Source organism: Flagellimonas sp., assembly GCF_965601775.1.
Classification (GTDB): domain Bacteria; phylum Bacteroidota; class Bacteroidia; order Flavobacteriales; family Flavobacteriaceae; genus Flagellimonas.
In genome coordinates this window covers 849,897-874,313 of the sequence record NZ_OZ271837.1, presented here as the reverse complement: position 1 = coordinate 874,313, position 24,417 = coordinate 849,897, and the positions used below count along the sequence as shown (strand labels likewise).

General features: G+C 39.2%; 24 protein-coding genes and 1 tRNA gene. 13 read left to right on the top strand and 12 right to left on the bottom strand.

What is annotated here, in order from left to right:
• The first annotated feature begins 6 nt into the window (after window positions 1-6).
• Complete coding sequence (locus ACSLUF_RS04175; protein WP_435624874.1) at window positions 7-642, top strand: SCO family protein; 636 nt, start codon at window positions 7-9, stop codon at window positions 640-642.
• 6 nt (window positions 643-648) lie between these two features.
• Here the strand turns inward: ACSLUF_RS04175 and ACSLUF_RS04170 are convergent, their stop codons facing one another.
• A complete protein-coding gene (locus ACSLUF_RS04170) occupies window positions 649-1,764 on the bottom strand; it encodes a LytR/AlgR family response regulator transcription factor (RefSeq protein ID WP_435624873.1) in 1,116 nt (371 codons plus the stop codon).
• Between the two features lie 202 nt (window positions 1,765-1,966).
• Here ACSLUF_RS04170 and ACSLUF_RS04165 point away from each other — a divergent pair, with 202 nt between their 5' ends.
• The 10 genes from ACSLUF_RS04165 to ACSLUF_RS04120 all read left to right on the top strand — a co-directional run bounded on the left by ACSLUF_RS04165 (window position 1,967) and on the right by ACSLUF_RS04120 (window position 8,938).
• Window positions 1,967-2,356: a hypothetical protein gene (locus tag ACSLUF_RS04165; protein ID WP_435624872.1), complete on the top strand. Its 390-nt coding sequence runs from the start codon at window positions 1,967-1,969 to the stop codon at window positions 2,354-2,356.
• 25 nt (window positions 2,357-2,381) lie between these two features.
• Window positions 2,382-2,945 carry a YceI family protein gene (locus ACSLUF_RS04160; protein WP_435624871.1) on the top strand — a complete coding sequence of 188 codons (564 nt, stop codon included), beginning with the start codon at window positions 2,382-2,384 and terminating at the stop codon, window positions 2,943-2,945.
• Complete coding sequence (locus ACSLUF_RS04155; RefSeq protein WP_435624870.1) at window positions 2,942-3,352, top strand: OB-fold protein; 411 nt, start codon at window positions 2,942-2,944, stop codon at window positions 3,350-3,352. The genes ACSLUF_RS04160 and ACSLUF_RS04155 overlap by 4 nt, the downstream gene beginning before the upstream one ends.
• Window positions 3,353-3,369: 17 nt before the next feature.
• Window positions 3,370-4,215 (top strand): DUF5777 family beta-barrel protein, encoded by an 846-nt coding sequence (locus tag ACSLUF_RS04150; protein WP_435624869.1) that lies wholly within the window; start codon window positions 3,370-3,372, stop codon window positions 4,213-4,215.
• A gap of 13 nt (window positions 4,216-4,228) precedes the next feature.
• Window positions 4,229-4,504 carry a hypothetical protein gene (locus ACSLUF_RS04145; RefSeq protein ID WP_435624868.1) on the top strand — a complete coding sequence of 92 codons (276 nt, stop codon included), beginning with the start codon at window positions 4,229-4,231 and terminating at the stop codon, window positions 4,502-4,504.
• 173 nt (window positions 4,505-4,677) lie between these two features.
• On the top strand, window positions 4,678-6,705 hold the full coding sequence (locus tag ACSLUF_RS04140; protein ID WP_435624867.1) for a hypothetical protein: 2,028 nt from the start codon (window positions 4,678-4,680) through the stop codon (window positions 6,703-6,705).
• Window positions 6,706-6,761: 56 nt separating this feature from the next.
• Complete coding sequence (locus ACSLUF_RS04135; RefSeq protein ID WP_435624866.1) at window positions 6,762-6,935, top strand: hypothetical protein; 174 nt, start codon at window positions 6,762-6,764, stop codon at window positions 6,933-6,935.
• A gap of 129 nt (window positions 6,936-7,064) precedes the next feature.
• A complete protein-coding gene (locus ACSLUF_RS04130; protein ID WP_435624865.1) occupies window positions 7,065-7,502 on the top strand; it encodes an OB-fold protein in 438 nt (145 codons plus the stop codon).
• Window positions 7,495-8,046: a YceI family protein gene (locus tag ACSLUF_RS04125; protein WP_435624864.1), complete on the top strand. Its 552-nt coding sequence runs from the start codon at window positions 7,495-7,497 to the stop codon at window positions 8,044-8,046. Before ACSLUF_RS04130 ends, ACSLUF_RS04125 begins: the two co-directional genes overlap by 8 nt.
• Window positions 8,036-8,938: a DUF5777 family beta-barrel protein gene (locus tag ACSLUF_RS04120; RefSeq protein ID WP_435624863.1), complete on the top strand. Its 903-nt coding sequence runs from the start codon at window positions 8,036-8,038 to the stop codon at window positions 8,936-8,938. The genes ACSLUF_RS04125 and ACSLUF_RS04120 overlap by 11 nt, the downstream gene beginning before the upstream one ends.
• A 183-nt stretch (window positions 8,939-9,121) precedes the next feature.
• Here ACSLUF_RS04120 and ACSLUF_RS04115 read toward each other — a convergent pair whose 3' ends face one another.
• The 3 genes from ACSLUF_RS04115 to ACSLUF_RS04105 form a co-directional block, all read right to left on the bottom strand.
• Complete coding sequence (locus ACSLUF_RS04115) at window positions 9,122-9,694, bottom strand: hypothetical protein (RefSeq protein WP_435624862.1); 573 nt, start codon at window positions 9,692-9,694, stop codon at window positions 9,122-9,124.
• Between the two features lie 32 nt (window positions 9,695-9,726).
• Entirely contained in the window at window positions 9,727-10,230 is a 504-nt protein-coding gene (locus ACSLUF_RS04110; RefSeq protein WP_435624861.1) for a hypothetical protein, read from the bottom strand.
• Window positions 10,231-10,351: 121 nt separating this feature from the next.
• Window positions 10,352-14,317, bottom strand: a complete 3,966-nt coding sequence (locus tag ACSLUF_RS04105; RefSeq protein WP_435624860.1) for a hybrid sensor histidine kinase/response regulator transcription factor — start codon at window positions 14,315-14,317, stop codon at window positions 10,352-10,354.
• 197 nt (window positions 14,318-14,514) lie between these two features.
• On the opposite strand from ACSLUF_RS04105, the gene ACSLUF_RS04100 reads away from it, so the two are divergent.
• Together ACSLUF_RS04100 and ACSLUF_RS04095 are read left to right on the top strand one after the other, a co-directional pair.
• Complete coding sequence (locus tag ACSLUF_RS04100; RefSeq protein WP_435624859.1) at window positions 14,515-15,546, top strand: hypothetical protein; 1,032 nt, start codon at window positions 14,515-14,517, stop codon at window positions 15,544-15,546.
• Window positions 15,547-15,568: 22 nt separating this feature from the next.
• The gene (locus ACSLUF_RS04095) at window positions 15,569-17,446 is read left to right on the top strand and encodes a PQQ-binding-like beta-propeller repeat protein (protein ID WP_435624858.1); all 1,878 of its coding nucleotides are present in this window, start codon (window positions 15,569-15,571) and stop codon (window positions 17,444-17,446) included.
• Between the two features lie 144 nt (window positions 17,447-17,590).
• Here the strand turns inward: ACSLUF_RS04095 and ACSLUF_RS04090 are convergent, their stop codons facing one another.
• The 8 genes from ACSLUF_RS04090 to ACSLUF_RS04055 all read right to left on the bottom strand — a co-directional run bounded on the left by ACSLUF_RS04090 (window position 17,591) and on the right by ACSLUF_RS04055 (window position 24,406).
• On the bottom strand, window positions 17,591-17,974 hold the full coding sequence (locus tag ACSLUF_RS04090; RefSeq protein WP_435624857.1) for a hypothetical protein: 384 nt from the start codon (window positions 17,972-17,974) through the stop codon (window positions 17,591-17,593).
• Between the two features lie 2 nt (window positions 17,975-17,976).
• Window positions 17,977-18,639, bottom strand: coding sequence for a peroxiredoxin-like family protein (locus ACSLUF_RS04085; protein WP_435624856.1), 663 nt, complete (start codon window positions 18,637-18,639; stop codon window positions 17,977-17,979).
• A 101-nt stretch (window positions 18,640-18,740) separates the two neighbouring features.
• Window positions 18,741-19,328, bottom strand: coding sequence for a Crp/Fnr family transcriptional regulator (locus ACSLUF_RS04080; RefSeq protein ID WP_435624855.1), 588 nt, complete (start codon window positions 19,326-19,328; stop codon window positions 18,741-18,743).
• Window positions 19,329-19,678: 350 nt separating this feature from the next.
• A tRNA-Arg gene (locus ACSLUF_RS04075) sits at window positions 19,679-19,752 on the bottom strand.
• 95 nt (window positions 19,753-19,847) lie between these two features.
• Window positions 19,848-20,300 carry a GatB/YqeY domain-containing protein gene (locus tag ACSLUF_RS04070; RefSeq protein ID WP_435624854.1) on the bottom strand — a complete coding sequence of 151 codons (453 nt, stop codon included), beginning with the start codon at window positions 20,298-20,300 and terminating at the stop codon, window positions 19,848-19,850.
• Between the two features lie 102 nt (window positions 20,301-20,402).
• Window positions 20,403-22,358 (bottom strand): cell division protein FtsZ, encoded by a 1,956-nt coding sequence (gene ftsZ, locus ACSLUF_RS04065; protein WP_435624853.1) that lies wholly within the window; start codon window positions 22,356-22,358, stop codon window positions 20,403-20,405.
• A 41-nt stretch (window positions 22,359-22,399) separates the two neighbouring features.
• Entirely contained in the window at window positions 22,400-23,722 is a 1,323-nt protein-coding gene (gene ftsA, locus ACSLUF_RS04060; protein ID WP_435624852.1) for a cell division protein FtsA, read from the bottom strand.
• 3 nt (window positions 23,723-23,725) lie between these two features.
• Complete coding sequence (locus ACSLUF_RS04055; protein WP_435624851.1) at window positions 23,726-24,406, bottom strand: cell division protein FtsQ/DivIB; 681 nt, start codon at window positions 24,404-24,406, stop codon at window positions 23,726-23,728.
• Window positions 24,407-24,417 lie beyond the last annotated feature (11 nt).

The window sequence follows — 24,417 nt, the reverse complement described above, 5'->3', positions numbered from 1 at the left end:
GGTATAATGATATTATTCGCTTTTTTGAGCTGTAATAATTTCGGAAAAGAACAGAAAACAAGCCGAGTAGACGCCCTGCCCTATTACGTGGACGCTTCATTCACCCCAAAATGGATAAGCCCAAAAAGTCTCGATACCCTTAACATACATAAAGTACGTCCCTTTGGACTTATCAATCAATTGGGGGATAGTATCAATGAAAAAACTTTTGAAGGTAAGATTTACGTAACGGACTTCTTTTTTACCTCATGCCCCGGAATTTGCCCTAAAATGACCAACAATATGCTATTGATTCAAGAGGAATTTGAAAAAGATGATGAGGTATTGTTGCTGTCGCACTCGGTTACCCCAGAATATGACTCTGTACCCGTGCTTAAGCATTATGCGGATGCCAAAGGAGTGATTTCCAACAAATGGCATTTGGTCACAGGAAACCGAAAAGAAATATATGACCTCGGCCGTTATGGCTATTTTGTAGAGGAAGATTTAGGATTGCCAAAGGGAGAAGATGACTTCCTTCACACCGAAAACTTCATTTTGGTAGATAAGAACAGGCATATTCGAGGTATTTACAATGGCCTGAACAAAACGGCTATCGCCCAACTAATTGCAGATATCAAGACCTTGAAGAAAGAAGGATAAGGTGTTTTATGAATTCAGCCACTGCTTAAACTCAGCGGCACGATTCTTACTGATGATAATGTCTACCTCTGAGTTGGGATCAACCAAAATCTTCAACTGATTGTTTCCATATTTTATAATCTTGCTAATCGCAGAAATGGCAACAATAAATTGTCGGTTTGCCCTGTAGAAATGGGTTTCATCCAAATTGGAAAATAGTTCGTCCAAACTTGAGTTGGATGTGGATTGACTACCATCGAAACAAACCACATAGGTAATGGTGCTTTCCATAAAAATATAGGCAATATCATCGGTTGAAACAGGACGAAGTTCATTACGCACATAGGTAAGTATCCGTTTCTTTCCTTTTTCCGTATTAGCGCTTTGTGTTTCTGGTTTGGTCTCGATTACCCGTTGCTGATAGTTGTCCAGGTCCTTGTTCAGTTTTGCCAAGTTGACCACCTCATCCTCCAGCTTTTGGTTTTTGACCTCCAACCTTTTTTCATATGAACTTCCTATAAGGCGTACCATGATTACTGAGCAAAGTACAATAGCGAAGCCCATGATGCTAAAAATGGTATAAAACCTGTTGCGGAGGCTGGTAATCTGTCCTGTTATTTTGTTTGTGTTGGCATGGGCCGCAATAATCCAATCCGAATTGGGAACTGGATTCAGATAGATGATTTCGGACTGCGTCTCATCGTCTTCCTCAAAATTTCGGATTCCCCCGAAACTTCGTTTACTCGTGAGAAGGTCATATAAATCTTCGGGATTCATTTCACTATTAAATGAACTAACAAAAGTCTGATCAGGGTTTATTTGTTGTCCTCGTTGTGTTGGGTCCGGGTGACACACTTCCTTTCCTGACCAATCGAACATACAGATAAAACCATTTTCGGTATCCGTATCTTTTATGCTCTCCTGTACATTTTCAATTATGGTTTCCTTATCAACACCATTTTCAATTTGAAACCCTATCATTTTTGCCATTTCATTCGCTTCCCTTTTGCTTGCTTCCAATTGGGTCTCCAACAGTTGATTGGCACTTACCTTAATAAATGAACGCACAGAAACACTTGCGATCAATATAAAAATCAATGTGATGGCCAAAAACGTAAAAAAGTAAAGTCGGTCTTTACGCATAATTGAGGTCGAAAATTATAGGCGACTAAGATAAGAGATATGTTTCGCATAGACCTCACAATTCATCATGCGGAAAAAAGCGCTTATTAATTCCCTTTTAAAACCAAATATTCCCTCTTATCCAAATTTTGTTCTCCTAACCCATTGATATGGAATTGTTTTGGCCCAACAAAAAACAAAGTCCAATTCTAAATTCCAACAAATGAAAAACATTTTAAAATTCCTTTTACCCTTGGTATCACTTCTTGTTTTTAGCTGCACCAATGACAGCGAAAGTGATTTACTGGACCCTATCCCCGAAAGTGTGGAAGAGGTTGGTGAGGATGAAACCGTTGATGATGCAATCACTTTTTCAACGGACATCCAACCTATTATAGCAAGTAATTGCCTTGGATGCCATTCCAATCCGCCTAGAAACGGAGCGCCTTTTCCGTTGGTCAGTTTTCAACAGGTAAGTTCCAGGAGCGGCGCTGTACTTCGTACGGTTTCATTGCAAACGGGACAGCCCACTGCCATGCCACCTTCAGGGAGAATTCCACAAGCATCAATAGACCTAATCAATCAATGGATTGAGGGTGGATTGATTGAATAAAAACGTAATCCAAAAATAAATACCAATGAAAAATCTTAAAAACACATTATTTCTAGCACTAACAATTTCAATACTGGGCAGCATTTCGGTTAATGCCCAAAGCAAATACATTGACAAAAAAGGGAAAATTGTATTTGAAGCCTCGGAGAAGTTATTTGAAGAGGTAAAAGCTCAAACCGAATCCGCCACTGCCATATTGGATTTGGAAACCAATCAAATCGCCTCATTGGCTTTGGTAAAGGGATTTCGATTCAAAAATTCTTTGATGCAAGAGCACTTCAATGAAAACTATATTGAATCCGACACCTATCCCAAAGCTACTTTCAAGGGCAAATTAATAGATTTTGACCCCTCCCAACTTTCTGAGACTCCTTCAAAAGTTTCCGTGGAAGGGAAGATGAATCTCCATGGAAAAGAGAAAGACATCCTCACAGACCTGTCCATTTACAAAAAGGAGAATGCCATCATAGTGGATGGAGGTTTTAAAGTCAAACCCGAAGATTTTGACATCAGTATTCCCAAAATTGTAAGAAACAAGATAGCCAAGGAAGTTTTGGTACAAATCAACTTTAACCTCATCAGAAAATGAAAACAAAGAAAGGTATTACCATCGTTTCTGCGGGCGCTCTTTTGGTAGTAATTGCTTCATTCTTAGCTTTTAACTACATGTACAAACCTCACAGGAACATTGCCGAAGAAAGAGCCTCAAGTTCATTATCCTCAACGGAACTCCATGAGAATTTTACGAATTCAGTCAGCTCATCAGAGAGCTTGGTTGATAAAACAGTTGAAGTAAGCGGTTCCATTACGGAAATAGAGGAACAAACAACAATAATCCTAGATAACAGGGTGCAGGTTGACTTTAACCTAAATGGAGAAGCTCAAATACCTTTTAAGCGTGGGTCCAAAATCACCATAAAAGGACGCTGTGTGGGGTTTGATGATCTTCTCGAAATAGTAAAAATTGACCAGGCTATCCTAGTCAAAAAACACTAAACCAAAAAATAAACAAAATGAAAACAATTTATATCATCCTATTCCTATTACCGGTATTGGGTTTTTCGCAAGATGACCTATTATCGGAAATAGATACACAAAACACTAATGATTACGAAGGTGCCGCTTTTAAGGGACTGAAAATTGTAAACTTTGAGTCTACTAAAATGGTATCAAAAAAAGAACTCTACTTTGTAGTTTCCCACAGATTTGGGTCTATTAAACCCGGTTTTGAAGATTTTTTTGGCCTTGACCAAGCAGTTACCCGTCTCAACTTCATTTACGGTATTTCAGACGCCGTTAATATTGGGGTTTCTCGGAGTTCTTTTCTAAAAACCTATGAAGGCTCACTAAAACTTAGATTGATAAGGCAAAAAAAGCAAGGTTCTCCATTTGCCGTGGTAGGTTTTGGGACCTTGTTGATAAATGGCGCATTGGATGATGCCAATTTGCCCGGTCTTGAATTTGAAAATCGTTTAGGCTATACCGCACAACTGCTGATTGCAAAAAAGTTCAATAAAAACTTTTCACTGGAACTCATCCCAACTTTTTTCCATGAGAACCTGGTCCAGCTGGATGAGCAAGAGAACTCGCAATATGCCATCGGATTTGGTGGAAGGCATAAAATCTCAAAACGAGTTTCTTTAAATGTAGATTATGGACTGCATTTGAATAGAGCTTCAAATTCGCCCTTCAACAATCCGCTTTCAATAGGATTTGATATCGAAACAGGAGGACACGTTTTCCAACTGCATTTTACTAATGCTCAGCCCATGAATACAAATGGCTTCCTTGGTCAGGCGACCGGTGATTGGACTGAAGGTGACATTTTCTTTGGCTTTAATCTTTCAAGAGTATTTTAAAAAGGTAGGAGATATGAAAACCAATATTGCAAGAATACCGGTACAAACTTCATTTTGCAATCTGTGCTCGGTTACCATTAAAGATGCCTTACTAAGCATTAAGGACATTACAAATGTAAATCTCTATCCTTCTGATTCTTTGATCGTATTCAATTTCATCAGGGCCAACGAAATTTCAAAAGCTCTCAATGTTCTGACCGAATTAGGTTGTCCGGAGGAAGGTGAGAAAGTAAAAAACAATTTAAATGTTGCGTTTTGCAGTTGTCAGAGAAAACAAGTTCAAAACTAACATCCTTGAATTCAATTTTAATTGAAAAGGGAAACGCAAGTATGGAAACATCACCATTGAAGTATTCCCTTTTAAAGCCAAATATTCCCCTTCACAAACATTTATAATGATGTAAAGCCTTGATGTGGCTTGATTTGCATCGTAATTCATTAACCCTTTTAAAAAATAATAAAATGAAAAAGTATGTATTTATGACCGCCTTGCTTGCCTTGGCTTGGAGTTGTTCTGAGGATGATTCCAATGATTTAATCAACGAAGACCCAGCTCCAGATGACCCAGTTGGAACTGCATCGGTGATAATTAATGAGGTTACCTATTTGGACGGTTCCGTTGAGATTTTCAACAATGGAGATATCAATGTCGACCTCGACAATTATTTTCTTTGCTTGGGTCCTGGCACCTATAGAAGAATTGGTGCTTTGCAAACTCAAGGAAATGTTGATTTAGCACCTGGCGAATTCTTGGTAATCGACTATGATATGCCTAACGCCGAAGGTGGATTGGGATTATATATTGACAATTCCGACTTCACTGACCCATCCACTTTACTCGATTTTGTACAATGGGGTGCAGCCGGAAGTGCTCGGGAAAATGTAGCTACTGCCGCAGGTATTTGGACAGCAGGAGACTTTGTTGAAGTTGTTGGTAGTGCGGACAACAGTATCGCATTCGATGGCGAAGGAAACGCGGCTTCAGATTGGTCTGAGACTACAACTCCTTCTTTAGGCGCTGAAAACGTTTTTAATGCTCCTGCACAAAACGCTTCCATAATTCTAAATGAAGTTGCCTATTTGAATGATTCCATTGAACTATATAACAATGGAGATGTTGCTGTGGACGTAAGCGATTACTTTCTATGTCTTGGTCCTGGAACGTATAGAAGAATTGGAGACCTCCAAACCGATGGAGATGTGAATATGACTCCAGGTTCTTTTTTAACCGTTGCTTATGAAATGCCAAATACGGAAGGTGGAATTGGTCTATATGCCAATAACGCAGGATTTGGAGACCCTGCCAATATCCGTTCTTTCGTTCAGTGGGGTGCTCCAGGAAGTCCTAGAGAAAACGTAGCTGTAGATGCCAATATCTGGACCGAAGGTGAATATGTTGAAGTTGTAGGTAGCGCAGATAACAGTATTGCTTATGATGGCGAAGGATTTAGCGCTTCAGATTGGTCAGAGACTACTGAAACTACCTTTGGTGCTGCCAATATTTTTGCAGCTCCTACAGTACGATCTATTGTAATCAACGAAGTGGAATATTTGGTTGATGACCTTATAGAACTGTACAACAACGGTACAGAAACTGTTGACCTTTCCAACTATTGGATGTGTTTTGGTCCTGGACAATACTTCAGAATTGGGGATGCTACAGCCACTGAAATTGTGAGCGGTAACGTAAACTTGGCTCCAGGGGAATTCTTGGTCATTACCCCAGTAGTATTGGAAGCACCTAACGATGCAGGTGGACTCGGACTCTATGCCAATAATGATGGATTTGGAAATGCGGCCAACATCAGAAGTTTTGTACAATGGGGTGCTTCAGGAAACGTAAGGGAATCTGTTGCCGTTGAAGCTGGAATCTGGAATGCAGGTGGATTTGTTCCTAATGTCCCTTTTGGTTCAAGCATAGCTTATGATGGCGAAGGTTTCACTTCAGATGACTGGGATGGCACTTCTACCCCTACCCTAGGTGAAGGAAATATAATTACCGTTCCCGTACAAGTAAGATCAGTAGTAATCAACGAAGTTGAATACTTAATCAATGACGAGATTGAACTCTACAATAATGGTAATATAGCTGTAGACCTTTCAGACTATTGGATGTGCTTTGGTCCTGGACAATATTTTAGAGTTGGGGATGCAGCAGCAACAGATATTGTAAGCGGTAACTTATCCTTGAATCCTGGTGAATTCTTGGTTATCTCCCCAGCTGTTCTTTCTGCTCCAGACGACGCAGGTGGTTTGGGTCTCTATGCCAACAACAATGGATTCGGAAACTCTGATAACATTAGAAGCTTTGTGCAATGGGGTGCTTCAGGAAATGCCCGTGAATCTGTAGCAGTTGAAGCCGGTATTTGGAACGCAGGTGGATTTGTTCCCAATGTAACCTCTGGTTCAAGCATAGCTTACGATGGGGAAGGGTTCACTTCAAACGATTGGGGTGAGGATGCTACTCCATCGCTTGGATCATCAAATTAATGTCATCTCGAACTAGTAATTAAAACAAGTTTATCTCTAACCTAAAACAGTACGTCATGAAAAAAGTAAAATGGACAGCAACTATTCTGTTAAAGACCTTGGCCTTATTAATGCTAACCGCAGTATTCTCCTGTGATGACGATGATGATGCGAGTTATGGGAATATTGATGAGTTAACACCCTACGAGGACTTGGTTTACCGCAAAGGGGAAATGAATTGCTATGTTTAATATTTAGTTTTCCAGTTTAGTTGTTTACTTGCCCATGGAAGTATATGTTCCTAGAATATCGCTTCTGTGGGCTATTTTTGTAAAGCGACATATCCTTAAAATCACTTTGCAATCCATTTGAAATATAGAATGACTTTGAGAAAAAGTGTCATATTATTTGTTGTTCTGATCATTGGTCTATTGTTGTTTCGTTATCTGGATAAGGTAACAAGCGAACAACCCAATGAAGTATCCTTAACGGCCGAAGCCGAATACCATATAAAGTCCGAAGATTTATTGGATTCATTCATTTCAAATGAAGAGTTGGCCAATAAAATGTATGTGGAAAAAACCATAGAGGTGGAAGGCATAGTAAAAGAGGTGACTTTTTTGAACAATAGATATACTGTATTATTGCAAGGCAATGGATCATACACCTGCATTATGTGCGATATGAAAGAAGACCAAGTAGCGCAGGTCCAAACATTGGCTAAAGGCAATTCGGTTGTTCTTAAAGGTATTTGCAAGGGGTTTTTAATGGACGCCATTTTATTGAATTGCGTATTGGTAAAAAAAACAAATGAATAGATTTCTTTTACTTCTTGTCTTTTTCGTATCTCAAATTTGTGTGGGACAAACCGGTGGCCGTATTATCACAAAGCAAGGTCAGGTGAGCTTTTTTTCACACACCTCTGTTGAGGATATTGAGGCAACCAACAACCAAGTATTGAACATTGTGGATTTCTCTTCTGGTGAAGTTGCCATAAGCATGCTAATGCGGGCTTTCGTTTTCAAAAAAGCTCTAATGCAAGAGCACTTTAATGAAAGTTATATTGAATCCGATATCTATCCCAAATGTTCTTTCGAAGGGAAAATATTGGACTTGGAACAGCCGCTACCAGCTGAACAGACCAAACTTATAAAAGGTTTGGTAACCATCCATGGGGTGTCCAAAGAATTGGAAATAAAGACCAAAATTGAAAACAACGAAAATAAAATCAGTTTTTCAGGAACTTTCAACTTGCAGGTTGCCGATTTTAAAATCAAAATTCCTCCTATTGTAGCAGGAAATATTTCAAAGACCATAGAAGTTAACTTTAGATTTGAAGAGTATTTGCCTTATGAGAATTAAGATATACCCCTTGGTCCTAGTTTGCTTTTTGGCAATATTCAATTTGGGCCATTCGCAGAGTCTGCTGGAATCGCTGGAGCAAGAACATGAAAACGCCAGTTATCCGGTACAAGCTACTTTTAAGGCTACATTAATCGGATTGGGTCAATCCGTGGAAACTCGTAGAAAAGGTGGCCTTGAGATTTCGGTAAATACTCGTTTTTGGAATATTCCACAAGAAACGCAGGCATTTATAGCAGACAGAGTGACCTCCAGATTTGGGGCGTCCTATGCCTTTTCCGATAGATTTACGCTTGGGGCTGGAATAACTACTTTCGATGGAATTTTCGATGCTTTTGGAAAGTTCAGGTTGGCGTATCAAAAAACAGGAAAGGGTTGGCCGATTTCAATTACCCTTTTCCAAAATGCCAGTCTTAAAACGAATCCGGGGAGGTCCATCAATCAGGCCGATTCTTTTTCTGATAAGCTTTCGTTTGGCACCCAATTGTTGGTTGCAAGGAAATTCACTCGGAATTTTTCTTTGCAAATTTCCCCTACCTTTATTCATAGAAACTCAGCCATAAGTCCAGAAGACCCAACCAATCACTTTGCATTGGGTTTTGGAGGTAGATACCGAGTCGGTGGGCATGTTTCCATTACGTCAGAGTACTATTATTTAGCCAATCCCATTGAATCCTCTACCACTTTTGATGCCTTTTCGTTGGGAGTCAATTGGGAGCTTACTGATTTAATGCTTCAATTCTACATGACCAATTCCCATAACATTGCCGAGGATGTCTTTATAACACAGACACGAAACAATTTCAATACGCGTGATGGGAACTTTTTCTTTGGTTTCAATGCCACTATTCTATTGCATCTTAAACAGAACAAACTGAAAAAAGTAAAGTAAGGCGTTTACAACTTGTTGGTGTTCCTCTGATACTTTGATAATCACATTATACGGACAATTTGCAGGGTGGAAATTGGTTTTATTTTTAACCATCCGTTGCTAAAACCTGAATCAAAAAAATCCCAAGAAGGAAAATCACTCCTTGGGATACTACCTAAACTTAAAAAAGCTAATTCAAGGGGTTTAGTTAAATGCCAAGCCTACCCTTATCACTATCAAGGGAGAGAAAGTCGCGTTAAATTCATCATTGCCCCCAGCTGCCTGGGTAATAAAACCTACATCCAAAAAGGGGGTAAAACCTTTCGAAATGTGAAATTGTAATTCGTTGGTAAGGTTCAATCCTAATCCTTGGATGGCTCCCCCATCCTCACTTAACTCATCTGAAGCGATTATTCTGTAGCCCAGATTAAAACCTGGCTTATAAGACACTTTATCACTCAGCGAAAATCTAGGTTTTAAGGCAAGGGCCAGTTCATAGAAAGTTACATTCTCATCAAACAAAGCCAAATAAGGAAGGGCAAAATTGCCATTGATCCCAATGGCAAAACCTGGGGTTATAAAAAAGTCATAGAAAGCAAGAATGGAAACCCCGCTTTCCAAGTCAAAATTCTGATCAAATTCAGCAACGTAGACATCTCCGCCGCTAAGAAGGCCTACGGAGAAGCCATATTCGTTCTTTTTGGCATCTTGTGCTAACATGGACACACCCATCATTATTGTAAAAAGCAGTCCCACTATTGTTTTCAAATTTTTCATTTGGTATGTGGTTGAGTTATGTTAAACAAAGTTTAGCGTATCATTCTCAGAACAACGACCGTTTCTTCAAAAGATCCATTCCCATCAAAATCGAACTCTAGGATACCGTTTAGTTCCAGAACATCTTCCGACGTCAAGGCAATCCCTAAAAAGGCTTCATCACCAGGCTCGTCTGCATCGTCTAAAAGGACTAATTGAGCACCTGAGAATCCCAGTTGACCAGAAAATTGTTCGGATGAGCCGCCAGGTACACTTATAGTAGACGTAAATCTTCCATTACTTTGAATATTTAATGTCATACTTCCCCCTTGCGAAACAATCTCAACGTTACTATTTGGGTCTGAAAGCTGCTGAAATTCAGCAAAAATTGCCGTCCAACTTCCTGCTATATCGTCCATAGATAGGTTGCTACCATCTAACGGAAAATCAAATTCACCTTCGTCCTCACTACATCCAATACATAGGAATAAACACAATGAAAGCAACAAACAAGACATGTTTTTGCCTCTTGAAACATTTTTGAAAATACGATTCATGACTTTTGTTTTTTTGGTTCTGTTAAAGCTATAGAACCATAAAAGCAATGGATGCCAGTCTGGTAACCATTTCTAACAGAATGGTTACATTACAATGCAAAGAATAGAATGCAGTACTTGATTAAATTCTTGACTTGTTAAACTGAGAGGGTGTAGTTCCGTAGACCTCCTTAAAACATTTGGTGAAATAGGACAGATTATTGAATCCGACCTGATAGGCAACTTCTGAAACATTGCCCCAATCCTTTTTTAAAAGTTCGGCAGCTTGCTGAATTCTCAGATTTCGAATAAAGTCAGAAGTGGGCATCCCTGTAATGGCCATGAGCTTGCGATACAGCTGGACCCTACTTACTCCCATTTGGGCACTTAGAAAATTGACGTTTAGGTCCGACTTATCCAGGTTTTCCATGATCAATTCCCTGAACTTGTTCAAAAAACGATTTTGTTGTGAGTCTACTAATGTTATATCCTTCTTTTCAAACATTCTGGACTGAAGCTGTTTTTGCAACTGTTGTCGTTGTTCCATAATATTGGAAACTTTCAGGATAAGTTCTTTTTTATCAAAGGGTTTAAATATATAGTCGGTAGCCCCTACTTCAAGTCCCATTATTTTATCTTCATCAGTAGCTTTAGCAGTGAGCATGATAAAGGGAATATGTGAGGTAATTTCGTTTTGACGAATCTTTCTGCATAATTCTCCACCATTCATACCGGGCATCATGAAATCACTAATAATTATGTCAGGAACTTCCTGAGATGCTAATGCCAAGCCGGATGCTCCATTATCTGCTTTTAAAACCAATCCATAGGGTTCCAACATTTCCGAAATATATTCACGAAGTTCCAGATTGTCCTCTACTAGTAAAATTGATTGCTTGTTTCCATCTTCCAGTTTTATCGATTCATTTTCTAAAGCAAACTGTTGGGTTTTGTCTTCTCTTACTTCCGAGGCGGTTTCATCAATTAAAGAAATGGGCAACTCAACCCTGAACACGGAACCTTTGGGTTTGTTGTCCAACACGGTTATCCTGCCTTCCAACATGTTCACCAGTTCTCTGGTAAGACTAAGACCGATACCAGTACCCTCCACTTTATCTTCCAGACGATAGAATCTTTCGAATATTCTTTCCTTTTCTTCACTGCTCAGTCCTTGTCCTGAATCGGCAACTTCCAAAAGAAAAACACTTTCCAAAGGATTGGGGCTATCAATTTTTGCCATGACATGAACAATACCACCTGATTCCGTGAATTTTACGGCATTGGAAATTATATTGTTTAGAATAGTCTCCAATTTTTCATCATCAAACAGAGCCAACTGGGATTGTTCGGGTATGTTTATGGTGTACCTGATGGCCTTACTTTCGGCCAAGGATTCAAATGAGGAGGAAACAGCTCTTGCGAATGAAAAGATGTCACGTTTCACCCTTTTAACCGGCAATTTGTTCTCTACTATTTTGGAATAGTCCAATAACTGCTCAATAAGTTGCTGCAAGCGTTTTACATTTTTCTTGATCAGTCTTAACTTTCTGGATTCCTCTTGGTTACTATTTTTTTCAAGCAAATCAGTTACAGGACCTTTTATTAGGGTAAGTGGAGTTCTGAATTCATGGGAGACATTAGCAAAAAAACGAGATTTCAGGTCGCTTAGTTCCTGTACTTTCTCAACTTCCATCTGCTCAAACTGCAGTTGACTCTTTAATTTTTGACGCATCAAAAAAGTTCGTATGATATACAATGCAAGGCCAACCAATAAAAGAAAATACAGCAAGAAGGCCCACCAAGTTCTCCAGATAGGTGGGTTTACACTGAAGCTGAAGATTGCTGCGTTCTCGGGCCAAACATTACTATTGGTTGATGCTTTTACCTCGAAAGTATATTCACCTGAAGGCAGGTTGTTGTATGTTGTGGAACGCTCTTCGGATATGGTCCAAGTATCGTCCAAACCTTTCAGACGATATGAATATTTAATATTACTCGGGTTCTGATAATAAATTCCAGCATAACTAAAAGACACTGTGCTCTCATCGTACTCTAGTTCCACATCTTCTGCCAAGGAAGTAGGACGTACCTCAACTTTACTTTCATCTGACTTATTTGGTGCACTTATTTTAGTTATTTTGATATCAATTTTTGGATTTTTAGATATTTCCCGCTCTGGTTTAAATCTATAATATCCGCCTTTACCTCCTATCAATATTTCTTCATTTTCTGAATCGAAAAGAAGATTGTTTCCTCCCCAGCTGCTTACAAAATCCAATCCGCTATTTACATCCAAGAACTCAAACTCTCCGGAACGCAAATCAAAATGTAAAATACCTTGATTGGTCAGAGCCCAATATTTTTTATAATGGTCCTGTACTATCCCTTTGAAGTTTACATCAGGTATGTTGGTCACCTTATGAACGTTTATCATTTTTCGTTTGGATTTAATATAAATATTCAATCCTGATATGGTGCCAATGAGAATGCTATCGTTGTTCGGGGTATACAAACTTCTTACGGAACTATGAAGAATACTGTCCTTATGCTGTTCTAAACTAGACTGTTTTGTATAAAAGGAATTGGTCTTTAAATCTTGTACAACTACCCCTTGGTTGGTAGCACACCAAATTTCGTCATCAATTCTGAGCATCGCGTTGAAGGTATTTCTGCCACGTGTCAAAAAGGTTTTTGAATCTGACAGCCACTGACTAAGTCCAACCTGAGTACACACCCAAACCGTGCCCAATGAGTCCTTATAAACATCTATAACTGTATCCTGTTGTAAACCGGAGTAGTCACCCGGGGTATATCGATGTATGCTACCGTTTCCATTATTTTCGTCAAAAACGGCGACTCCCGAAGCATTGGTACCTACCCATAGCTGTCCATCATTATCCTCTTCTAAAGCAATGACAAATTTTCCGTCTAAGCTTGGATTGGAAACGAAAGAATTCCCATTAGGAAGGATTAAACCTTTATTGGTGCCCAAATACAATTCCTCCTGTGTCCGTAACAAACTGTGCACAAATGTATTTCCATCGCCCACTTTGTTGAACCCATAGGTGTTTTCAGTCTTTACGTAAGCAATTTTTCCACCTGTGAGACCCAACCAAAGCATGTTGTCCTTATCAAGAAATACACTGCGAATATTCTCGGAAATTTGAAATACCTCCATTGGAAGACTTGATGTATCACCCAACTCATAAATATATCCGGCAAATGATGTAAGGTAGGTTGCTTTTCCTATGCGAAAAGTTGCATTGAACGAAGTAGTTTTTAGTGCTGAACTTATACCCTCATCCCAGTGTTCGAATTGATTTTCGTCCAAATCCAGTCTATTTATGCCTCCGAAGGTAGCGGTAACTATTCTTCCATTTTCGGTAAATGCAAAATCACGGACTACGTTATTTCTGAAATTCAACTGAGTGTCGTTGGTCTCTTGAAATTTGAAATGGGTAAACTGGTCTGAGCTTTCATCATACCTATCCAACCCTTGTCCATTAAGTGCTACCCAAAGATTTCCTTCGGCATCTTCCTTAATATTAGTCACGTAGCTTTGTAAAATTGAGGTTGGTTTATCCTTATCATGATTGTAGTACTGAAACGAATCTGAAGATTCCATATATCGCCCCAAGCCATTGCCATTGCTAGATATCCAAATGTTCTTTTTGCTATCCTCAAAAATGGAGGTGATAAAAAAATTATCTGGGATACCGTTACCCTCTGATGATTCCCGATAATGCTTGAAAACCTCCTTTTCAATGTTCAAAACACTAATTCCTCCTGATTTGGTTCCAATCCAAAGTCTACCTTGCGAATCTTGCATCAGCGCCCAAACCTCGTTGTCGGTCAGGCTATTGGCATCTCCATAACGACTTCGATAGACTGTGTAATCCATACCATCGAACTTATATAATCCCCTACTGGTTCCAAACCACATAAATCCATCTGTATCCCTAAGGATGGCAAAAACATCAGTGTCCTGTTCAGTATTGGGTAATTGGTAAGTCCGTAGCAGTTGAAAACTGTTTTGTCCAAAAACGGAGATGGTAGTAAGAATTACCAAAAAAAAGAAAGTACTATGAAAAAGACGCGAGGTTTTCATTTTTTCATTTTGAACTTACCGAAGTACTCTAAATATACTAAACACCTTACATAAGCGTAGCATTAATTCATGAAAATTGCAGAAAGTCCAAACCTCCAGTATCTTAATTATCAATGGGGTAACCACACTATTATTTATGGTAACCTCTGTGGTATTATAGCTTGTTCAAGACCTATAACTTGGGAAAAAACACAATCATGAAAAATCAGCTTCTTTTTTGCCTCACCACATTTCTATTCGCTATTCAACTTTTTGGACAACAAGTTTATGAAGATCCAGAAGGTAAGTTTGTAATGGACTTATATGATGGATTAAAGCAGTTGGAACAACAGCACGCTTTGGTTTATCAATTTAAAAATGATGGATATTCCATACTTGCTCAGAAGACAGAGGATTCTGATGACATCAACGCAGCCTATGCTATTTCTGTAAATAATTTGAGCAGCTCGGGCCTAACCAACATGAAACCTATAGAGGATACCAAAGAAATGGTGGTCAATGGCAACCAAGTTATTACATCCACTTATCAAGGGGATTACTCCGCCGAAGGAATACAGGCAAAGCTTATCGGAATTGCATATGCCATAGTACTCGAAGAACATACGCTATCCTTGGTATCCGTACTTAATGAATCCAATTACAAGAAATCCAAGGATTTGATAGAGGACACGTTGTTGAGTATTCGAATGCCCTCTCAGGAAATTACCGGCATAACAGAAGAAGAAATTCTCAATCTAAATCTTGAAGATATGATAGAGGAAACTGAAGAAGAGGTTTCTTCGGAACCAACCAATATAGTCTACGAGGGAATTGCCCTTACACTTCCGGCGGGATGGGTAAATCAAGAAAAAAGCAGGAGTGATGCCGAAAACATAATTGGGAAATTCAAGAATGATAAATTGTCCGCTAGCTGTTTTATTATGAGGTTGAAGGGTATAATTTGGAACATGAAAACTGCAAATCAGGTTGCCGTTGATGTGGGAAAAAATGCCATGTCCCAATCAGAATTGATTCGCAGTCAGGAGATAAGTTTGGGTAAAAAGAAAAAAGGATATCTCCATGAGTATAAAGGTACGGTAATCAACGAAGGAAAGGAAGTACCTATTACAGCAATAACCATGGTGCATAAAGTGAAAAAGCAGTTTTTGATTTATTTCTTAAGTACCGGTAGTAGTTCCTTAGCGGATATTGAGAAAGATTTACTTGCCATAGCAGGTTCTGCCAAATAGATAAAACAATCACTTGTTGAAAATGAAGTCTGGAACAAGTTTATTTCTTTTTCTTTGCTTGGCCCTACAGCCTGTTTTTTCACAAAGGGAAATGTGGATGTCCTCTACGGACGAAAATATTATAAAGCGTAACGAACGCCAATCTAAAGTTCTTTTTCAGCTACCCTTAGGTCATCAACTTTTGGAGAGTATGCAGCGTGTTGGGGACAATAAACTTCTGTTGGGCTTAAAAGAAAATAGCCCTCAACTTCGCTCTTCCGCCTATACGGTAATTGATTCCAAATCAGGTCAGATTACGTGGCAGTATACCTGTCAAAAAGGGGATTATAGAATTTTTTGGACCTCAGATTCTTATATCGTCTTAAAACGGGAAGACAAGAAAAAAACTTCATTTATTGCATTGGATTTGAATACTGGGGATTTAATTTGGGAGAAAGGTTATTCCAGCGCCAAAACAGCATTTGCTATAGAGTCCGATTCGGAATCACTGATTACCTACTCTTCGCAAAAGGGTGTGGTAACACTCTCCGTTTTTTCGTTAAAAAGTGGTGCATCGCTATGGAAAACCCAAATTGAAACCACTTGGACCAATCCTCCATTTGTGCTATTGGATGGTAGGCAAGCTTTTGTTTTTTCCAATACAATTTCGGTCGTGAATGCTGATTCGGGTAAAGTGAGCATTACCCTGAACCCAGAAAATATAGGTGAAATATCACCCCTTATTCCCAGCTTTGATGCGTCTCATCTCTTTTTCATCGATTCTCAAAATCTTTTATACAGTATTGATAAGCAAAATGGGGAAACACAATGGGAAATCCAGTTGCCCAAGGCTATTATTCCTACCAATATAACTTCCCAAACAAATCATCTTTACATTCGAGGGGAAGATGCAGATTCCAATTTTCATTTAGTGTCTGTTTCAAAAGAAAGTGGCGATATTCGGTGGGATTCAAAACAAAGCGAAACTTTGACCAGTAACTTCATAGAAAGTGATGATTTCCTATTTTTTGCCAGCCCTTCGACGCTTTATGGAGTAAACTCCCAAACCGGAAAGACTTTATTCACCAAATCCGTCACACAAACTGGACGAAGTTTTCCCATTTCACTGAGAGAGGTTAACGAGCAAATCATTTTTATCGGTGAATTGGTCATTGCTGGGTACGACAAAAACACTGGAAAGTTGAAATACAAACATGGATTTTCACCCATACATGTCAATTTACATTACAATGGATTGGATAGTTCACTACCTAAGCTAAAAGAAGATTTGGAAGGACTACAAAACTACGAGAACAGTGGTGTAACCCAAATGGCTTCCAATCAACAGGCTTATTATCAAAAAATGTCCAATAAGAATTATTCGGACTATCTAAAATATCGCTCCCAAAAACAACCTGGGGCAGATTACAAAGCCAATATGGCACGATACCGTTCTGGATTGTATTCCAACATGGCCCGTATGCAGGCAGGAATAAGTATGAGTTTTGCCATCTTGGAATTAGGTAGCGCCCTTGAACAACTATTAAAAGCCAATGCCACCCAGGCAGAAATACGAAAGCAGGAATATTACCGAAAAACCATATTGGATGTTTACACCTCAGCTTTGTCTGAAAACTATGTTTTCCGGCCCAATTTAAAATACTACGCTACGGATGACCAATATGTTTGCGTGAGTTTAATCAACTTGGAAACCGGAAAAAAGAAAAATCACTTATTGTCTCCCCAATATCTGGAATACGGTTTATGGAATTTGGTTGATTTTGAAAAAGGCATCATATACCACCATGGTGTGGGTATGGACCCAAAAAAGTATAAAATTAGCAAGTCTAGACGAACTACGTTGGTGAAGTTTAAAACGGTGGAGACCTTTTTGGTCGCGCAGCCTTTTTCTCTAAACTAGTTCAAAAATATGGGATGCCAAGGAAGGTAGCACAAGTGTTACCTTCCTTAGACGTTCCCAACAACAGCTTTATCCTTCAACTGTTTTCTGAATGTAAGCAGATAACTTTGGAGCAAATCCTGTCATTGTGATTAATCTCAACTATTAGAGTTTTAAAAGTTTGGCAATACTATCGACTTTGTAATATCCAATGGCAATAAAGATTCCGGTTGGTAATAACCAAATTCCATTTCCAACAAAATCATGAGCTATGTGAAATGCTACGATATTAAAAATCACCGGCAATAGAATTAACCATCCAATAAATCGAGTTTTTGCAAATACCAATAGAGGGGCTGCTATAATTTCAGCAATACCGACTACCACAAATAGATAGCTTGTAAACATCGTCCCTAAAAACTGTTGTGCCGTTTCATCTGCAGGGGGTTCAACAGGGATAAAACCCAGAAATTTATTCAGACCAAAAACCACCATTAACAAGCCCAATAGGATAGAGAGCAATAGCTCCATTTTATTAGTTTTTTTCATAATCATTTTTTTAAAGCATCCATAATTTCTGCAGGTTCCACTCGGTTTCTGTAATCTCCACCTTCTGATTTGGCAAAAGAAATAGTACCGTCCTTTTCAATGATAAAGGTCGCCGGTACTGGAAGTTCACGAGAATCATCAGCATAAAAACTGTCAAAATCAAATCCAAGTTGAGCCATGGTCTCCAAAGGTTTTTCTCCATTCTTGAAAACCTTTACAAATTGTCCAGATACCACATTACCATTATCGCTAAGCACTTCAAATTCAAGATTGTTTTTTTCCTTTATACTTAAAGATTCATCAGGAATCTGTGGAGAAATAGCAATCAATGTAGCACCAGCTTTCTTAATCTCCCCAAGTATTGATTGATATTGGGCCAACGCCAAATTGCAGTAGGGACACCAGGTGCCTCGATAGAAAGTGAGTACTGCGCGACTTTCCTTCAGTACATCATAAAGATTTACCGTTTCATTTACTGCATTGGAAAGGGAGAAATTAGGAGCAGTATCTCCTTCGCGTAATTTTAAAGGTGAAGTGTGATTGTGTTCTAATTCACGGGCATCTTGGTCAAAAACATCCAAAGCTTCTTTAGGAAGCATATTTGATAAATTCTCTCTTAACTCATTTAGTCCTTCTTGATATGAAGGTGTTTTTACTTTGTCCATTTTAATACATTTTAGATTGTGAGTAAATAAATACACCACAAATCTCCTGGGATTGGAAAGGATTAAAAATGAACTAAGACAGGAAATTCTCTTGAACTACTTCAAGATTTTTTAAGGGGCCTGGCTCGAATCTTACTTAAAAATTCAGCAGATATTCCCAAATAGGAAGCCAACACATATTGTGGTACTCGGTTGGCGATGTTCGGGTATTTTTCCAAATATTCTTGATAACGTTCTTCAGCGCCTTTACTATTATTCGAAATTACCCTCCTTCTAGAATAGGCAAAAGCCTTTTCCGTGGTAAGCCGAAAATATTGACATAATGCATGTATTTCTTCACACATAGGTTCTATATCATCATAATGCATTTGAAAAATAACAGAGTCCTCTAGAGCTTGAACATAAAATGTGGCTGGAGCCTGGTTGATATAGCTATAGAAATCGGAAACAAACCAATCCTCAACCCCTATACTGACCGTGTGTTCTTTTCCTTCATTGTTAATGTAGTAGACTCTAAATGCACCCTTAACAATATAATTTCTGTATTGACATACAAAACCCGGTTGAACAATAAACTGTCGCTTTTTTACTCGAGTCGTACGAATTATTGAGGTGAGTTTATGTTTTTCATCATCAGACAACTGCACATACCTTTCAATGTTGCCCAATATAGTTTGATATTGCTCCATAATTCCCAAAGGCTATTATTGCTAAGATAGCCTTACACCAAGATATTACCAAGACTTTAAAACCGGGAGAATCCAATTATCTGACAATACCAAATTTGGATTCTGAAAAGCCAAAAACCAACTTTTAAAATTGAGATTTTAATGGTGATCTAGGGTGAATTGAATATCCTTTTAAAGCTCCGCTTTGAAAATAAAAAAGCCCCACTTACAAATTCAAGCCCTTTTGAACTTATGGGAATGGATTCGGATTGACTGCGTCCTTCCTCACAGCGCTCCGCGTTGAAAGTGGAAAAGCCCCACTTACAAATTCAAGCAAGCTTGATTTGACGTGAAGCTTTTCCACTTATTCGTGACCCAGGGAGGATTCGAACCCCCAACCCTCAGAGCCGAAATCTGATATTCTATCCAGTTGAACTACTGGGCCATGTTTGATTAATCCTGTCATTCCTGCGGAGGCAGGAATCTAATAGCATAACTTCAAATAGATTCCCATTTTCATGGGAATGACATAACAGTGAGTTAATTACTCAATTTTGCTTTTACAATTGTGGAAATTGTTTTTCCATCGGCTTGACCAGCCAATTCTTTGGAAACCATTCCCATTACCTTTCCCATGTCCTGCATGCCCGATGCACCGACAGAAGCTATAGCTTTTACCACTACCTTTTCAATGTCTGCTTCACTTAATTGTTCCGGTAAAAATTGTTCAATAATCGCTGCTTGTGCCAATTCTGGTTCAGCTAAGTCCTGCCTGCCCTGCTCCGTGAATATCGCCGCACTATCTTTACGCTGTTTTACCAGTTTTTGCACCAATTTTATCTCATCGGCCTCCGATAACCCTTCTGAAGCACCTTTTTCGGTACTTGCCAAAAGCAAAGCCGATTTAATAGCGCGCAAGGATTCCAAAGCCACAGTATTCTTGGCTTTCATTGCGGCCTTCATCTCCGTCATTACTTGTTCCTGCAAACCCATTGTTAATCCTATTTGGGCTGCGAAGATAAAAAAATAAACCCGAAAGTTTCACAACTTCCGGGTTTAAGCTTTCCATATAAAATGGATGCTTTTTAAACACTACTAATCAACATTATCGTGCAAGAATGAGTTATTGGAACGCAGTTGCATTTCGTCATTGCTATCCTCACTCAAGGTGGTCCTAGAGACTTTCTGCTCTGTAGGTGTGTCATCTAAATCAACGCCCTGTCTTTTATATGCAGGTTGTTTCTCAATTTCATCGATGCTACTTCGATTATTTTGAAATTTGTAATTGAAATTTTTTAATTTTTTTCTCCGTTCATCAGCCCGTTCCGCCAATAAGTCATTTATAGAGCTATTCATTGGGTCCTTGCTGTTCTGAGGGGTATTCTCATTTTCCGAAGTATCTTGAATCTCCAAAGTCTTCTTTTCGAATACTAATTCGTTTTCAACCAGTTTGGGCTCATGGGTTTCGGCTACCGATTTTGCACCGGTCAATTGGGTTTCCAACTCCATATACTCTTCAAGATTGTATCTTGTTTCACCTTCCTTTTTGAACTCCAACACCGGACTTACCTCCACATACTCCTTTACCTCAATATCTTTCACATCACTGTCCAAATCAAAGACTATAGTATTCGGAGATTCTTCCTTGGATGGTTCATTGATAGGCATGTCGAAAGTAAGGGCGAATTGATCTTCTTCTTTTTGTGGTTCGACTACCTCAGGGTCAGTCACTTCGATATTGTGTAGAATGCTTTTGGCTTCTATAATGACAAAGTCATCTTCTACATTCTCAGGTACTACTTCCTCATAAAACACATTGAAGTTTCTGAGGTACTTTGTGGTTGGAATTAAATCCACAGATTGCTCCTCCTCCTTAGGTTCCTCAATGATATCCTCTTCCATTTCCAAAGTATGGCGTACTACTGGTGCTGCTTCCACCTCCTCTACTTCAACCTTTATATCCTGAATTGAAGTGGATTGTGTGGTAAGTTCCTGCTCAGCAGTTTGTTCGTCTTCGAGGGTATAGAATACCTTTTTGGTTTCCGTATTCACTATTTCATCCTGTTGATCCGCATGAAAACCCGTGGCAATTACGGTAACAGCAATCGCATCACCCAAGTCATTATCTTCTCCAACTCCCATTATGATGTTGGCTCCATGACCTGCTTCAATCTGGATGTAATCATTAATTTCTCCAATTTCATCAATGGTGATTTCTTGGGTGCCTGAAACGATGAGCAACAATACGTTTTTGGCACCATTGATTTTATTATCGTTTAACAATGGGGAATCCAGGGCTTTCATAATAGCTTCTCCAGCTCTTGCGGAACCTGATGCCGTGGCAGAACCCATAATCGCGGTTCCACTATCAGACAAAACCGTTTTAGCATCACGTAAGTCAATGTTCTGAGTGTAGTGATGCGTAATTACTTCGGCAATACCCCGAGCAGCGGTTGCCAAAACCTCGTCTGCTTTAGAGAAACCGGCTTTAAACCCAAGATTACCGTAAACTTCCCGAAGCTTGTTGTTATTAATAACAATCAAAGAATCCACATTGGAACGCAATTTTTCAATTCCTAGTTGCGCTTGCTTGTTTCGCATGGCACCTTCAAATTGAAAAGGAATAGTGACAATACCCACGGTCAAAATGTCCATCTCACGAGCCAGTTTGGCAATAACGGGTGCAGCACCAGTACCTGTACCACCTCCCATTCCGGCAGTAATGAATGCCATTTTGGTGGTACTTTCCAACATGGCTTTGATATCCTCCATACTTTCCAAAGCGGCTTGTTCGCCCACCTCTGGGTTAGCTCCGGCACCCAACCCTTCTGTTAGGGAAACTCCCAACTGAATTTTATTGGGGACAGAACTATTTTGTAAGGCTTGCGCATCGGTATTGCAGATAACGAAATCCACACCATTAATACCGGCTAAAAACATGTGGTTGATGGCATTACTGCCACCTCCTCCTACTCCAATTACTTTTATAACGTTGCTTTTATTCTTGGGTAAATCAAAAGCGATGTTGTCAAATTCGTTGCTCTTACTCATGTCGTTCTTTGTATTGTTTATTTTTTTGCTCAAAGGGGTTATTATTCTGCATTGTCCAAAAAGTCCTTCAACTTTTCAGACCATTTATCGAAAATAGATTTGCGCTCTTTATTGTAGGTACCAGAGGCCTGCCCTTCGGAAACCTCTTGTTCCACCAATACTTCTTCTTCCATGGATTCGTTTTCTAGACCCATGTTCTTCTTCTGGTTTTCAATGGCATTCATCAACAATCCCACTGCGGTGGCATACAACGGACTGGCAATTTCCTCATCGGAATCTCCCGCCAAGTGCTCATTCGGATATCCTATGCGGGTATCCATACCTGTAATGTATTCCACCAATTGCTTAAGGTGTTTTAATTGGCTACCACCACCGGTCAAGACGATACCAGCAATCAGTTTTTTCTTTTGTTCTTCGTGACCGTAGTTTTTAATTTCTACATATACCTGTTCAATAATTTCCACAACACGGGCATGGATAATCTTGGAAAGATTCTTTAAGGTGATTTCTTTCGGTTCGCGACCTCGCAATCCTGGAATGGAAACTATTTCGTTATCCTTGTTTTCCCCTGGCCACGCTGAGCCAAACTTCATCTTCAACAACTCCGCTTGTTTTTCGATGATGGAACAGCCCTCCTTGATATCTTCGGTAATCACATTTCCACCGAAAGGAATTACAGCAGTATGTCTGATAATGCCATCTTTGAAAATGGCCAAATCTGTAGTTCCACCCCCTATATCTATTAGGGCAACTCCCGCTTCTTTTTCTTCTTGACTCAAAACCGCATCGGAGGAGGCTAAGGGTTCCAAAGTGATATTACCCAAATCCAACCCAGCACTTTTAATACATCTACCGATGTTTTTGATTGAAGAAACTTGACCAACAACCACATGGAAGTTTGCTTCCAATCTTCCGCCGTACATTCCCCTGGGCTCCTTGATTTCGGATTGACCATCTACCTTGTACTCTTGGGGAAGCACATGGATGATTTCTTCTCCGGGTAGCATAACCAATTTGTACACTTGATTACACAACTTATCCAAATCATCATCTCCAATTACTTCTTCCGAATTGGCTCTAGTGATATAATCGCTATGCTGAAGACTGCGTATATGTTGACCTGCAATACCCACGACAACCGAACCTATTTTTAAACCAGCATTCAACTCCGCTTGTTCTACAGCTTGTTGAATTGAGGAAATAGTCTGGGTGATGTTGTTCACCACTCCACGATGAACCCCAAGACTTTTAGACTTTCCCGTTCCTAGAACTTCGATTTTACCATACTCATTTTCCTTACCAATAATCGCTACGATTTTGGTAGTTCCAATGTCCAATCCAACTGAATAATTACCCTGTTCCATACTTTAAATTTTGGTGCAAACCACTTGATTGTTGAATTCGAGGCTGACTACAGCATATTTTTCCAAAGAATTGTCTTTGGTCGCTTTTGCGTAGAAAGCCATGAAATTTTTAAACTTTTCGTTTAGATTATCCACTCCGCCCAGATTAACCACAAAATTTTCCATTCTGAACCTGAGTTGATAGCTTCCTTCTTCTTCAACGTGGATACCAATCACATTTTTTCTAAGAAAGTCATCCGCGTTGATATAGTTTAGAATTGTATACGCATCTTCCAATGTTTTTCCTGTGATTTTCCCCGTAATTATGGGAACACGTGCGGAATGGTGTTTTGACAATGGCATACGTTTTCCAACGTCATCCAAGTAAAACTTCGATGCGCTTTCTATTCTTCCAATGGGTTTTCGCTGAACAATCTTAGAAATAAGCTTGCCATCTACGGTGAAATAGATTTGGGCTTTTTTTACCATATCGTTGGACTGAATTACCTTCTCTATGGTATTCAAAACTAATTGTTCTTTAGTCCTATTTTTGACACTGCCATAATTTTGTATTAACAATTTATTAACTGAGGCTTCGTCAATAAATAAGTTGTTGTCTCCCAGAAAGTTGATGGAAATCTTATCGATTTTTCTTTGGTTGCTCCGATAATCTGAGAAACCATAGAGACCGATAACCGATATCATCAAAATAAATA

Excerpts from the sequence above, each read along its gene's own strand:
- ACSLUF_RS04165 (WP_435624872.1), top strand. The coding sequence starts at position 1,967 with ATGAAAAACATTTTAAAATTCCTTTTACCCTTGGTATCACTTCTTGTT.
- ACSLUF_RS04145 (WP_435624868.1), top strand. The coding sequence starts at position 4,229 with ATGAAAACCAATATTGCAAGAATACCGGTACAAACTTCATTTTGCAAT.
- ACSLUF_RS04115 (WP_435624862.1), bottom strand. The coding sequence starts at position 9,694 with ATGAAAAATTTGAAAACAATAGTGGGACTGCTTTTTACAATAATGATG.
- ACSLUF_RS04085 (WP_435624856.1), bottom strand. The coding sequence starts at position 18,639 with ATGGACAAAGTAAAAACACCTTCATATCAAGAAGGACTAAATGAGTTA.
- ACSLUF_RS04160 (WP_435624871.1), top strand. The coding sequence starts at position 2,382 with ATGAAAAATCTTAAAAACACATTATTTCTAGCACTAACAATTTCAATA.
- ACSLUF_RS04105 (WP_435624860.1), bottom strand. The coding sequence starts at position 14,317 with ATGAAAACCTCGCGTCTTTTTCATAGTACTTTCTTTTTTTTGGTAATT.
- ACSLUF_RS04100 (WP_435624859.1), top strand. The coding sequence starts at position 14,515 with ATGAAAAATCAGCTTCTTTTTTGCCTCACCACATTTCTATTCGCTATT.
- ACSLUF_RS04095 (WP_435624858.1), top strand. The coding sequence starts at position 15,569 with ATGAAGTCTGGAACAAGTTTATTTCTTTTTCTTTGCTTGGCCCTACAG.
- ACSLUF_RS04110 (WP_435624861.1), bottom strand. The coding sequence starts at position 10,230 with ATGAATCGTATTTTCAAAAATGTTTCAAGAGGCAAAAACATGTCTTGT.
- ACSLUF_RS04090 (WP_435624857.1), bottom strand. The coding sequence starts at position 17,974 with ATGAAAAAAACTAATAAAATGGAGCTATTGCTCTCTATCCTATTGGGC.
- ftsA (WP_435624852.1), bottom strand. The coding sequence starts at position 23,722 with ATGGAACAGGGTAATTATTCAGTTGGATTGGACATTGGAACTACCAAA.
- ACSLUF_RS04140 (WP_435624867.1), top strand. The coding sequence starts at position 4,678 with ATGAAAAAGTATGTATTTATGACCGCCTTGCTTGCCTTGGCTTGGAGT.
- ACSLUF_RS04150 (WP_435624869.1), top strand. The coding sequence starts at position 3,370 with ATGAAAACAATTTATATCATCCTATTCCTATTACCGGTATTGGGTTTT.
- ACSLUF_RS04070 (WP_435624854.1), bottom strand. The coding sequence starts at position 20,300 with ATGGGTTTGCAGGAACAAGTAATGACGGAGATGAAGGCCGCAATGAAA.
- ACSLUF_RS04080 (WP_435624855.1), bottom strand. The coding sequence starts at position 19,328 with ATGGAGCAATATCAAACTATATTGGGCAACATTGAAAGGTATGTGCAG.
- ACSLUF_RS04130 (WP_435624865.1), top strand. The coding sequence starts at position 7,065 with ATGACTTTGAGAAAAAGTGTCATATTATTTGTTGTTCTGATCATTGGT.
- ACSLUF_RS04125 (WP_435624864.1), top strand. The coding sequence starts at position 7,495 with ATGAATAGATTTCTTTTACTTCTTGTCTTTTTCGTATCTCAAATTTGT.
- ACSLUF_RS04155 (WP_435624870.1), top strand. The coding sequence starts at position 2,942 with ATGAAAACAAAGAAAGGTATTACCATCGTTTCTGCGGGCGCTCTTTTG.
- ftsZ (WP_435624853.1), bottom strand. The coding sequence starts at position 22,358 with ATGAGTAAGAGCAACGAATTTGACAACATCGCTTTTGATTTACCCAAG.
- ACSLUF_RS04055 (WP_435624851.1), bottom strand. The coding sequence starts at position 24,406 with ATGATATCGGTTATCGGTCTCTATGGTTTCTCAGATTATCGGAGCAAC.
- ACSLUF_RS04170 (WP_435624873.1), bottom strand. The coding sequence starts at position 1,764 with ATGCGTAAAGACCGACTTTACTTTTTTACGTTTTTGGCCATCACATTG.
- ACSLUF_RS04175 (WP_435624874.1), top strand. The coding sequence starts at position 7 with ATGATATTATTCGCTTTTTTGAGCTGTAATAATTTCGGAAAAGAACAG.
- ACSLUF_RS04120 (WP_435624863.1), top strand. The coding sequence starts at position 8,036 with ATGAGAATTAAGATATACCCCTTGGTCCTAGTTTGCTTTTTGGCAATA.
- ACSLUF_RS04135 (WP_435624866.1), top strand. The coding sequence starts at position 6,762 with ATGAAAAAAGTAAAATGGACAGCAACTATTCTGTTAAAGACCTTGGCC.